General features: G+C 61.3%; 8 protein-coding genes. All 8 read left to right on the top strand.

The window, feature by feature from the left end; genetic code table 11:
• Positions 1–13: 13 nt before the first annotated feature.
• From OG326_RS15335 to OG326_RS15370, 8 genes are read left to right on the top strand one after another with little or no spacing between them, the layout of a single operon-like run.
• Entirely contained in the window at positions 14–1,375 is a 1,362-nt protein-coding gene (locus OG326_RS15335) for an asparagine synthase C-terminal domain-containing protein (RefSeq protein WP_327145301.1), read from the top strand.
• 17 nt (positions 1,376–1,392) lie between these two features.
• On the top strand, positions 1,393–2,172 hold the full coding sequence (locus OG326_RS15340; protein WP_327145302.1) for an enoyl-CoA hydratase/isomerase family protein: 780 nt from the start codon (positions 1,393–1,395) through the stop codon (positions 2,170–2,172).
• Positions 2,169–3,647 carry a class I adenylate-forming enzyme family protein gene (locus tag OG326_RS15345; protein WP_327145303.1) on the top strand — a complete coding sequence of 493 codons (1,479 nt, stop codon included), beginning with the start codon at positions 2,169–2,171 and terminating at the stop codon, positions 3,645–3,647. Before OG326_RS15340 ends, OG326_RS15345 begins: the two co-directional genes overlap by 4 nt.
• On the top strand, positions 3,644–6,700 hold the full coding sequence (locus tag OG326_RS15350) for an AMP-binding protein (RefSeq protein ID WP_327145304.1): 3,057 nt from the start codon (positions 3,644–3,646) through the stop codon (positions 6,698–6,700). Before OG326_RS15345 ends, OG326_RS15350 begins: the two co-directional genes overlap by 4 nt.
• Positions 6,693–10,472, top strand: coding sequence for a non-ribosomal peptide synthetase (locus OG326_RS15355; protein ID WP_327145305.1), 3,780 nt, complete (start codon positions 6,693–6,695; stop codon positions 10,470–10,472). The genes OG326_RS15350 and OG326_RS15355 overlap by 8 nt, the downstream gene beginning before the upstream one ends.
• Positions 10,469–10,723, top strand: a complete 255-nt coding sequence (locus OG326_RS15360; RefSeq protein WP_327145306.1) for an acyl carrier protein — start codon at positions 10,469–10,471, stop codon at positions 10,721–10,723. The genes OG326_RS15355 and OG326_RS15360 overlap by 4 nt, the downstream gene beginning before the upstream one ends.
• Complete coding sequence (locus OG326_RS15365) at positions 10,720–11,862, top strand: hydrolase (RefSeq protein ID WP_327145307.1); 1,143 nt, start codon at positions 10,720–10,722, stop codon at positions 11,860–11,862. Before OG326_RS15360 ends, OG326_RS15365 begins: the two co-directional genes overlap by 4 nt.
• Before the next feature lie 41 nt (positions 11,863–11,903).
• A complete protein-coding gene (locus OG326_RS15370; RefSeq protein WP_327145308.1) occupies positions 11,904–12,668 on the top strand; it encodes a TauD/TfdA family dioxygenase in 765 nt (254 codons plus the stop codon).
• The last annotated feature ends 28 nt before the right edge of the window (positions 12,669–12,696 follow it).

A 12,696-nucleotide genomic window follows, 5' to 3' on the forward strand; every position in this document is an offset into this window, starting at 1 on the left:
GGTTTTGGACCCTATGAACACATACCCCTCAGTTCTTTTGGATATCCGGAGCCGGCGCGCTGGGCTCCAGACTCGGGTCGGCACCGCTGTGGAGCCTACAGAGACGGGACGTCTCGTCATCGAGGAGTTCGGCCGCGGCTGGTCGCTGCCGTCCGGTGGTATCGATAGCTGCAGCGTGATCGAGTGGTCCGTTGAGCAGGTCGTCATTCGCACAAGCCGGCTGAATCCGACGACTCTCTATTACTGGGGCGCGCCTGGTGCCGGCCAGTATCTGATCGGAACAGATCGGGCTGAGCTAACCGCGCGAGCCATCACTTCCGTGGGTGTGGAAGTGGATCAAGCTGCGCAGATCCGGCGCTTCCGGAGAGCGATCCATGCGATCGCCGGAGGTCGGACGCTCGTGCTCTCGCGCAGTGCCGGCAGCGCCGGGATCGAGGTCGCTGAAACGGTGAGCCAGAGCTGGACGCCCTCGCCCATCACTGGCGAGACAGCGGTCGAAGCCGGGACCCGCCAGATCGAAGCTCTGCGCCGAGAGGTTATTGCGGCCGGTACGCCGCGACCTGTCACTGCGGTTGTGTCGGGTGGAGTGGATTCCGGGCTGGTCGCAGCGTTGGCGAAGCACGCCGGAATACTTGATCATCTTGCAAGCCTGGGTACCCCGTGGGGCGACGAATACGCTGCCGCAGAGGAACTCGGTGCGCATCTGAGTATGCCGGTTCGTCGTATTGCACTGTCGGAGAACGAGATTCTGCGAGCCCTTCCGGAAACAGTTCGCATGCTTGGTGAGCTGAACCGAGAGACCGTTGCTGCAGGAGTGAATCTCGTCGCTGTGTACCAGCAAGGACAGCTGCCCAAAGGCATTGTGCTGACCGGCGTCGGCGCCGATCTCATCAACTCCGGACACCGTGTCGAGGTAGGTCCGGTGGACGATTTGCGGAGTGCAGTGGCGGATCGCTTGGCGGAAGCGGCGTTGACCACGGAGCTTTCCGGGGTCGCGGCCGCCGCGCACGGATACGTCTTGCGCCATATGTATTGGAACCAGACCGTAATTCAGGCTGCTATAGACACGTCACCCGAGGTAATGCGTTATCGCGATCGTGAGAAAGGGCATATGCGGGCTGCGGCGGAGCTACTTCTGCCGGAGAACATCGCATGGCGTCGAAAGCAAGCGCTGCACCACGGCAGCGGTGTTGACAAGAATCTGGACGGCGCAATTGCGCGGTACATCGGCAGGGAGACGGTGGATGTCGAACGTTTCTACTGCCTGATCGAAGCAGAACTGGTGGGTGCGCTCATCGCCGCACCTGATGAGCCGATTGACTCGGACAAGTGCCTCGAGGCGGCGGTATCGGCATACACGGGCGAGAACCACTAATACCCAGGAGTTGCGTTATGAAGTCGATTGACATTGACAGTGTTGACGGGGTGCGCATCATCACCCTGGCGCACGAAAAGCCGACTAATCCGGTTGGAAAGAAGACTGCGGAGGCTTTCATGAAGGCCATCCGTGAAGCAGATGCTGACGATAGCGTCAAGGCTATTGTCGTCACAGGTGGTCGTGATCGTTGTTTCAGCGCTGGCGGCGACTTCAACGAAGCTCGGATGTTGTCGAGCGATGATGTAGTCAACGAAACCATCGACTGGTGCACTGACCTCTACCTCTCGGTCCTGGATACCAGCAAGCCGACGATTGCCGCCATTGACCGCCATGCAGTTGGTCTCGGATTCCAGTTGGCAATGATGTTCGACTGGAAAATGATGTCGACTCGTGCGGATCTCTTTATGCCAGAGTTGGAGCACGGGATCGGTGCATCCGTGGGAGCAACCATCATCGGGACGGCCTGTAGTTACGATGTCGCGCGTAACGTGGTCATGTCATGTCAAACGATTAGTCCAGATTCTGCTCTGCGCCTAGGCATGGTGGACGAGATCTGCGAGCCCGAGTTTCTTCTTGAACGAGCACTCATGCGTGCGAATCGCCTGGGGCGCTACCCGAAGATCGCTTTTTCGGCGACCAAGAAGGTTCTGACCAACCCAATGCGAGCAGCACTCGAGAATACTCGTGAACAATCCAAAGCGGTGCACCGTCAGGCATTCGGGGCGAAGGCGATGACCAAGCACTTCGACAACATTCTGGGAACGCGCAGCGATGAAGTCGTAAGCGCCACATGATGTTTTCGGGAAATCGCACTGATGTCGAAGAAACTGACATTCGTTCGCTGTACTCGGAATTTCGTGCCGCTGCGGTACGAATGCAAGACGCGCCGGCGGTGATCGGCTTCGACGGCGCGGTGGCATCGTACGGACGGTTGCTCGGGACGGCAGACGAGATCGCCGAAACACTCAGCCGCACTGCTCGAGTCGGTCAGGTTGCCGGTTTGGCGGTAGATGATCCGTTCACTTTCATCGCTACCTACTTCGCAGCGGCGAGGCTGGGTTTGGTGATCGTACTGTTGGACAGCAGATCGGCACCCGAGGACATCGATCGTTGGGCCAACAAGTTCGATCTGGATGTGCTGGTGCGCGATGGGAATGCGGGGAGCGGCTCCATCTCGGTCGGTGTGGTCGATGCCGCTGGTCGCGCTGCCAATGCTTATCTGCCGGATGACTTCGTCGTGCACTGCACATCAGGCTCGACCGGTGAGCCGAAGGGCATTGTGATGAGTCAGCGGGCCGTTATGTCGCGAGTTCGCTCATGGTCGCGCGAGGCCGGACTTATGCCCTCGGATGTGGTGCTGTGCGCCCTACCGTTGTGGCACGGTCACGGAATCGACATTCTGACCTTGCCCACCCTACTGAGTGGGGCCAAGGTTGTATTCGCGCGCGGTGCGCATCTGACTGCACGTGGGATGGCCCGAATGATCGACACACATTCGGTGACTGTCGTCAGTGTGCTGCCGGCGACGTATCAGATGCTCGTCACTGCAGACGGAGTGGATCAGTCGATGCTCGGTTCGCTCCGGCTCGCCCTCACCGGAAGCGCACCTGTCGCCGCTGAGACCCAGGTGCGCTTTTTGGAACGGTTCGGGTTACCGCTGCGGCAGGGGTATGGGCTCGGCGAGATCGGTCTCATCGCTTGGGATGCCGCATACGCTGGACCTGGCACGATCGGACTACCTGTATCAGATATCGACTGGCGACTTATACCGGTCGAAGCTGAAAGCGGCATGTCGCCGGTGTTCGAACTCCTGGTGCGAGGCCCGTCGATTGCCCGTGGGTATTACCGGGATTCGGCTGCGGAATCTGCGATGTTCGTGGACGGATGGCTCCGAACTCACGACCTTGTCGGCGTGCGTCCGGACAGCTGGCTCATTCGCGGACGAAAGTCGACTTTTATCAACGTCACCGGCAACAAAGTTGCGCCGATCGAAGTCGAGGCTGCGCTTCGAGGGTGTGCCGGTGTGACCGATTGTGCTGTCGTGGGGGTGCCCGACTGCGAAGGCGGTGAACAGGTTGCCGCACTGGTCGTCGCCGATCCAGGCTGCGACGCGGAATCTGTTCGGCGACAGCTGAGTTCGCGCCTTCTGCCGTACCAGCTGCCCCAGTTGTACACCTTTGCCGCCAGCCTGCCGCGAACAGCTGTCGGTAAGACCGACTACGACGCGGTGAAACGAATCGTTCGAGATATCGGGGTGGCGGCAAGATGACAGATTTGGTGAATATCGTCGACCGCGACGAGGCAATCACAAATGACCGGTCGCAAAGCATCGCGATCGAGTGGTGTGGCCGACGGTTGAGTTACGCGAATCTGGAAGCTGCAGTCTCGGCTCTGACCGATCGACTCGTGATGCTCGGCGCCGCCCGGGCGAGTGTGCTGGTCATGGGTCCATTGTGTCCCGCATACATCGTCGGGTTGTTGGCCACATGGCGAGCCGGGGCGGTTCTGGTACCCGTTGACGCCGGACTGACCGCAGGCCAGTACTCGTGGCTGGAACAACGCACCTGTCCCGCAGTGATCGTAAGTAGCGATGTCACCCCGGTGGACCAATACCGCTGGGCCACTGCTGGTACAGCAGAGGTCGTCCTCGACTCCGACACAGGTCAGGTCATAGTCGAGTCTGTCCCGGAAATTGGCTACCGCACACGTGAATTCCACGATCCGGACGCAAGTTACGTGATTCCTACGTCAGGTTCGACGGGGGAGCCTAAAGCCGTCGTGGGGAGTCGTCGCGGTTTGGAGGTCTTCCTGGCATGGTTTCAGCAAGAATTCGGGCTCACGGGTTCCGATCGTTGCTGTGCAGTGACCCGGGTAAATTTTGATCCGTCACTACGTGAGCTGCTCGGCGTACTAGGTGTAGGCGGCACGCTCTCCCTGCCCTCTGTCGACGCGCAGTTGGACTTGTCGGCTATGGCCGACCACCTGATCGACGGCAACCCGACGATCGTCTTCCTGGTGCCGTCCATAGCGACTCGTCTGGCGCGAGAGCCGCGCCTCGCCGCGCCTCCGCTGGCCGAGCTCCGCCTGATCTTCTTTGCAGGTGAGGTACTCAGCCGGCGGGTGGTAGAGCAGTGGGCAGCTATTGCACAGAACGCAGAGATCGTAAATCTGTACGGCCAAACGGAGGCGACGCTCGCCCAGCTGTATCGGCGTAACGTGCAGCAGTTCGTTCGCGACGAGGCGGCCGCGATACCGGTCGGCAATCCCCGCCCCGGCGTCGAGGTGACTGTCGCTGACGACGATGGCCTCGGAATCGGCGAGGTGCTCTTAAGTGTGGATGCTTCCGCACTGGGGGTCCTGGACGCTGCGTCCTGGGACGATTCCGGCGTTCACCCAACAATTCCGATTCCGGCTCCGCTCCCGACTGGTGATCTCGGATATTGGAGCAGCGACGGTGAATTGGTGATTATTGGCCGTTCGGGCAACGAAATCAAGTTCGGTGGTCGACGAGTTTCCTTTTCCCGCTTGATCGATGCCGTCGAAGCCCTGCCTGAAGTGCGGCAGTGTGTGGTAGTCGAGCACGAGGGTCCGCAGGTTTTCGTCTCGACCGACCATTCGGATGGTGTCGCAGGCGAGCTGATACAGAAGATCCACGGCATCGGCGCTGGTTTGGAACTTCCGCGGTTCAGGTTGCATCTGCGTCAGGAGCTACCTATTTTGCGCAGCGGCAAGATAGACCGGCGAGAACTGCTTGAGTCCATCGATCGAATCGCTGCCGATACCGGAGCTGAAGACGGGCCGGCCGCCGTCGGGCAAGCCGAGATCGAGCAAATGCTGCGCGGACTCCTAGGGCTCGATGCTGGCGCGATCGGTCTCGTAGATTCCGGTATCACCTCATTGGACATGCTCGAGGCCGTTGCGAGGATCAATCGCAGCTATGGGATTCGACTGACGATCCAGGAGTGCTTCGGGCTCCGGGATGTGCCTTCAGTTGCCCGCGAGATCGATAAGCGAGGACGGGTGAACGAAGGCTCGGTCACCGCCGAGTCTGCATGTGTGCCGGCTGCCGAGACCGCAGGCGTCTATCCCTTGTCGACCCGCCAGTCGGCCTATATATGGGCGTGCATGTCCGGCGGTAATGCGAACTGGTGCAACCTTTCTCGTGAGATCAAGTTCGAGCACCGCTGGTCCCGCGCAGCTGTCGAGAGTGCGATGCGCACATTGCTCATGCGGCACGATACGCTCGGGCTTGCGCTGAGCGCTGATTGGCAGAGCCAAACCTATACGCCACCAACAGAATTGACCTGTCCGGTGCGTATCGTCGATACGGGCGTCGCTACGGCATCGGACGCGTTTCGTGCGGGCGTACAGTCTGCGCGTACCGCACTGGTGGCCGAATTGATAGATCCCACGGCGCCGCCGCCGATGCGAGCCGTGCTTGTAGGGGGGACCGACGGCTCTTCGGTCGTCCTGGTTGCGCACCACTTATTTGTAGACGGGCTCGGCATGGATGTGCTGGCCGGTGAGCTGCATGCCGCACTCACCGGGCAGGTACTCGATCCGGTCGAGAATCAGGGCTCCTACCGCGATTACTGTGTCGCAACGGCCCGCTCGGTGCAGCCTGGTGCTGCGGCCGCTTACTGGCGGAATCTCCTCGACGGTGTCACTCAAGTCCGGCTGCCCGAAACCTCCGATGGTGAGGGGGCATCAGGTGAATTGAAGTCATTGCCCCTCGGTGCGCTCTGCGCGCGTGGCGTGCATCGGCTCGCGCAGGAGATGGGCGTTTCCGCCTTCACCGTTGTTCTAGCGGCATTCGAAATGGCGGTCGGAGGCATGTTCGGATTCGAGCGGCTGCCGGTCATCGTCGCCGGCCAAAACCGTGCGAACCTCGGCGCGGCGGCAGTCGGTATGTTCACGACCACGCTGATCGTCCGAGGAACTGCTTCGGACTCGTTGCGGCAGAACATCTCTGCGATCGCGAGTCAGCTGGCCTCAGGTGCGGAGCACGGCGACTGGGAGTTCGACCAGCGCGTTGCCGACCTCGGTCTGATCGACACCGACTGCTTTCCGCTCTCCACGGTTCTTTTCAATCAGCACCCCATGCCGCGAAATCTGCGGGCGCGCGATCTCGGGTCCTGGCTCCCGCGGTCGCTGGGACGTTCGTTGCGCTACCAGTTGCAGGGAGAGCTTCAGATGTCCGGACCAGAAATGGTCATGACCTATTACTACCGCAAGGGGATAGCAGGCACCGACGTGATCGATCGTGTGCACAGCAATCTCATGCGGATTATCCGTATGGGGCAGGAGCCGACCCATGACTGAATATTCGATGGCCACAATGCCTTCCGGCATCTCACTCAGTCCAATTCAACGGGCCTACCTAGTCGGAGACCAGGACGGACTGGAACTGCGCAGCCCGGCTCGATACTATCTGGCCTGCGATGTGGACGTGTCCTGTGTGGGCGACATCCAGCGGCGGCTCGACCACCTGGTGGGCGAAAACCCGATACTGCGCATGTATGTCGGGAACGATCTGACGCCGACTCCTGTGGCCGGAGAGTCGACCATCCCGATCGCTGTACTGGAGGCGACGAGACGGACCTTTGACACGATAGATAGGGCCGTCGTCGACGAATTCCGTTCGGATGCACTCGAATTCGATGGCTGGCCGCAGATGCGGATTTCTGTGGTGCGTTCGTCGGAGAGAGCGCGAGTCCATCTGGTCTATGCCATGTGGCTGATGGACGGCACATCACTAGCACGCTTCCTGGAGGGGCTTTTCTCGCCGGATGCCGAAGATAGCGCTGGCTGCGCGGCTACGGACGAGGTAAGCAGCCGACAACGAGATCGTGACGAAAAATACTGGCGCGCTGTGGCATCGACACTGCCGGAAGCCGCCGAACTGCCGCTGCCACCGGGCTGGCGGCAATCCAGCCGCGCGGTCTCGCATAAGACGCTGCAAATCGACATGGCGTCTGCTGATGCGCTGGTAAAGAGGGGACGTGAACATGGGCTGACCGTTCCGATGATCCTTCTCGCGGTGTACGGGATCCTCCTGGGCTCAGTGGGAGGAGGCAGGTCTCACACGGTCACGATCGTGCAGTCCCAGCGCCATCGCCAGAACATCGGCAGCGCGATCGGAAACTTCGGCAGTACCGTTCCGCTAGCCATCCCCGCGCTCGAGGGGCGTGATTTCGTCGCGCTCGCGCGTGAAGTGCAGGGACGTTTCCTGGAACAGTCGTTCCATCCTTCGCTCAGCGGAATCGAGATCGCGATACTGGCGGACCCGTCCGGTAGCCGGCGACGATTGGCGTACCCGTTCGCGTTCACAGCGGTGGAACTGGACAGCAAGCGCGAGGCCGCGATCGGTGTGCGTCGCGACTGGGACAGCATTCAGATGCGAGTGCCTCAGGTATTGCTGGATCACCAGGTCGGAATCGATACCGATGGCAGTATTCGCTTGGGGTTCGACTGGCGAACAGAGGCATTCGACGAAGGATTCATCAGCGACTTTATCGAGCAGTACGCTCGGGCCGTTGCACAGTTGGCAACCGACGGAGATGCCTGGATCCGCTCGAACGACCGTGCACCTTCGGCGCCTATAGGCACGAGGTCAGTGGTCCCAGGAACTGCAACTCTGCATCAGCGAGTGATGGAAATGGTTGCGCGGATGCCCGATGCGCCGGCTGTCCGTGACGACGACGGCGTGCTCACCTACGCCATGCTGGCCGACGCCGCAGCGAATGTGGCCGAACGACTGGTGACCGGTGGCGCCGCCGTAGGCGACCACGTTGGGGTCCACATGCCGCGCGGCCGCGGGCAGGTGGTGGCCATCCTGGGCGCTCTGCTCGCCGGCTGTGTGTTCATCCCACTGGATCGCGGGTTGCCCAACGGTCGCCTCGACAGAATAACGCGTCAATCCGGCCTTCGATTCGCCGTGACCGACGGCGAAGGGAGTGTCGTCGACCACTGGCGCCGCCGCGGTGTTCGTCCCATCGCGATTCCAACTTCCGTGCCCCCTCGGTGGCGGCGCCAGGCGCCACACCGCGCTTCGCCCGACGTGGCATATGTGATCTTCACGTCGGGGTCCACCGGTGAGCCGAAAGGTGTTGTCATCAGGCATGCTGCGGTGCTCAATACGCTGGACGCCGTCAACGACCTGATCGGACTCGATACGGCAGACAGTGTGCTGTCGGTGTCCTCCATCGGCTTCGATCTGTCGGTGTACGACCTGTTCGGTCCGCTGCTGGTCGGTGCCACCGTGGTGCTGTTGTCCGAGGACACCGCCCGAACACCCGCAGCTTGGACGCGGTCGATCACCGAACATGCAGTGACGGTGTGGAATTCCGCCCCTGCCCTCGCTGCGCTGCTCTCGGAGGAGGGTGCGGCACTACCTTCCCTGCGTGCATTCATGCTCAGTGGCGACTGGATTCCACTGAGACTGCCTGGGGCGCTGCAACGGGTGTCTTCGGACGCGGAAGTGATCAGTCTCGGTGGCGCCACGGAAGGCTCGATCTGGTCCATATTTCACCGCATCAGTCCTTTGGACTGCACCGGTCGGTCGATTCCGTATGGGAAACCTCTATCCAGCCAAGATATTCTCGTGCTGGACGTGCAGCGTCGAGTGTGCCCGGACTGGCACATCGGCGAGATCTACATCGCGGGGGCGGGAGTCGCCGAGGGCTATCTGAACGACCCGGAAAAAACTGCCGCCGCGTTCATCGATGACCCCGAGCACGGGTGGATCTACAAGACCGGTGACCGCGGTCGTCGCGGCCGGGACGGTGTCATCGAGTTCCTCGGCCGTGTCGATAACCAGGTAAAGGTCAACGGCTACCGGGTCGAACTGGGCGAAATCGAGTCGCTGCTCAACACACTGGAATACATACGCCACAGCGCGGCTTGTGTGGCTGACGACGGCGGTGGCGTCATCGCCTGCGTGATCCTGTCGTCAGACGCCCCGACAACGTGGCGCGAGAAATGCATGACCGTGCTGCGGAACGAATTGCCTTCGTACATGGTCCCGTACGCACTCGTCGAGATCGACGAGATCCCGCTGACGAGCAATGGGAAGGTCGATCAGCGTCGATTGCGCGCGGCCGCACCGGCGGTCAACGCCGTCGCGGTGTCGTCCACTCCCCGCAAAAGTGGGATCCACGTCCAGGAGGTAGCAGCCTGCTGGACGGAGATCGTTGGGCACGCCCCGGGCGCGGAGGGCTTCTTCGACTCTGGAGGCAGCTCTCTGGACGCCATCCGGCTGCTGTCCCTACTTCGGAGCAGATCGGGATACGAGGTCCCGTTCGGGTGGTTCGTCACTGATCCGACGGTGACGGGGCTCGCGACGATGTGCGCGAACATGCGGCCGGCCGAGAGTTCGGCAGTATGGAGCTTCGTCCCCAGACGGGTAGCGAGCCCACGTGGCCGGGTGATCTTCTTCCCTCCAGTGGGTGGCGGTATCGCGTGCTATTCCAGGCTGATCCGAAGTCTGGCTGGAGATCTTGACGTTCACGTGCTCGGTCTCGACCGCCCGTTGGACATGTCTCCGAATGTCGATCCGACGTTGGCGGATCTCGCAGAACACTGCCTGCAGCAACTCGAAACGACGGTCGCAAACTCGGATGTGCCCTGTGTGTTCGTCGGCTGGTCATTCGGCGGTGCACTCGCCGTCGAGGCCGCACGGTCGGCGCCGCACCCGGTGGCCAGGGTCGTCGTGATTGATACCCCGGTATCGAAGACCTCCCGCCAGTGCGCAGATACCGAATCGGCGATGCTCGCCGGATTCATCAGCGATATCAGGCAAGCCGGTGGCGTGGTCGTGTCCGCAGCAGACGTGAGCGCCGATCCTGCCTTGCGGAGCAGGTTCGAGGTGTATCAGCAAAACATGCTGTTACTGCGGGACTGGCAGGCCCGCCCAACAGCAGTACCGCTTGTGGAACTCCGAGCCGCAGTTGGACCGGCGGAGGCGCATCTGTGGGCGTGGCAAGCGATTTCAGGCACCATGCACAGCATCGTGTTGAGCGGCGGACATTTCGATGTGTTCGAGAAAGACAACGCGCAGCGCGTGCGAAACGAGATCGAAGGTGGATTTCTGTGAACGAATCGACGGTATGTGAGGCAATCGCCGGCGAGCTGAGTACCCGCGGCTACCAACTTGATCCAGAGGAGTACAGGACAGATCTGATCAGTGCCGGAGTTAATTCCGTGAACTTGGTACGGGTCCTCACTGCCCTCGAGGAACTATTCGATATCGAATTCGAGGCTGCGGGATTCTTCGCGGAACCGGTGACGGTGGAACGCCTCGCAGCCGAGATCATCGAACACGCGGCGCGGAACGTGACGAGATGACAATGACTCAGCCTCAACAAGATTGGGCGCTAGTGGGCCGGGCGAGTGATATCGCGACGCTGGCCGGCCGGCATGCGGACAAGGCTGAAGCGGCGCGAACACCCGACCCGGTTGTCGCAGCCGCGGTTGTTGCAGCCGGCTTCGCGCGCCACTTCGTGCCGCAGCAGTTCGGTGGTTCCACCGGTACTTTCGCGGAGCTGAAGCAGGCCGCTACCACCATCGGCGCGGAATGCCCGGCAACCGCATGGTGCGCCGTACTGGCCGCGCTCATGGCTCGGGCTGCGGGGGCATTGCCAGCAGAGGGGCAAGCTCTGCTGTGGGCGGGAGGCCCGGATGTTCTCATTGCCGGTGGTGTGACACCCAGGGGAACAGCGACTGCTGTCGACGGCGGTTGGTTGTTGTCCGGTGCCTGGCCGACGGTTTCGGGATCGGAAGGTGCCGATTGGGTGCTGCTCGCGGCCGCCGTACATGTGGCCGGCGGCCGTGCCGACCGGGTATGTCTGGTGCCGCGGTCGGCAGTTCGGATCGAAAGGTCCTGGGACAGCATCGGAATGCAGGGCACCGGCAGCCACACCGTAGTTGTCGATCAGGTTTTCGTGCCGGGCGAGATGACCTTCTCATCCAGTCTCCTCGGCGAGATCGATTCTGCGCCTGTAGGTCCGGATGGACGCGCGGTGCCGCTTCTCGCTGTCAACACCCTCATCTTCTGCTTACCGATGCTCGGCGCCGCTCACGGAGCGCTGCGCCAATGGCAGCGGTTGATCGGGGCGAAGATGAGCGGACGCCACGTCGAGAATGACCCGGCCCTCGCTCACTATGCCGCGGTATTTGCCCGCAGCTCCAGCGAGATAGACACGGCCGGGCTGATTCTCGATCGGGTTGTGATGGTCGCCGACTCGGCCGCGATCGTAGGGCGTACAGAAGTGGCGAGAAACCAGCGCGATTGCGCCTTCGCCGCAGGCTTGTTGGTTGATGCGGTGGATCGGCTCTTTCGAGCGTCCGGAACAAGTGGACACAGCGCCGGCGTCGCACTGCAGCGCTTCTGGCGCGACATTCATACCGCAGGGGCACACGCCGCATTGCAATTTGATACAGCAGCGGCAGCATACGCGCGAGAAGGTCTGACCGCGATCGTCTGAGCGCGGCTTCCTGAGTCACCAATAAGTGAAGGGAACTGGATATGGATTCGATCACGGACATGCGGCGCTTGACCGAAGACGCGCGGTGTGGTCGCGGGTTGTCGTCACCGTACCGAGAGAAATTGGAACGCTACGGATTTGTCGTACTTGAGCCTGACGGCGAGGAATCGCTTTCGCTCGAGGATATTATGGCACCTCTCGGCGAGCCGGTGGGATACCAATATGGCACGAAACTGATTCAAGAGCAGCGGGCGGAAACCGACAACTCTCAGTTTCGGACAGGTGCAATACCGATGCACGTCGACGCCTTCTTGAACGCTACAGGAGTTCGATACATCGGAACGGAATGCCTCGAAGCTCCGTATGACGGGGGTGAGACTTTGATCGCGGCAAGCGAGGCATTTTTCGGGGCCGCACCCGAGGATCTCGTAGCCACACTGCGAGGGATCGAGATCGAATACTGGGCGAACGTATCGGGCTTCTACGTGGACCGTCCGGAAGGTAATCCAATAATCGCTCCGATACAGGTGGACCCGGTAACCGGTCGTGATTCACTTTGCGTCGGAGTCGCCTATCCGGAAGACCCGACCCGCAACTTCAGCGCAGCGGTCGTCGGGTACACAAAAGAACAGAACCTCGAACTATTCGAGAAGCTCGCCGGTGTATTGAGTCAGCCGCAGATCACGTATGTACACAAGTGGAAGGTGGGCCAGGTTCTGATCATGGACAACCTGCGGGTCTTGCATGGGCGAGCCGAGTATCCTGCTGATTCGCCCAGAAAGATGCTGAGGATCTCGGTCGCATGAGCTCGCTCCTTTAAATACCCATTGTCCT

It is taken from the genome of Nocardia sp. NBC_01327, assembly GCF_035958815.1.
In the GTDB taxonomy this organism is placed as follows: Bacteria; Actinomycetota; Actinomycetes; order Mycobacteriales; family Mycobacteriaceae; genus Nocardia.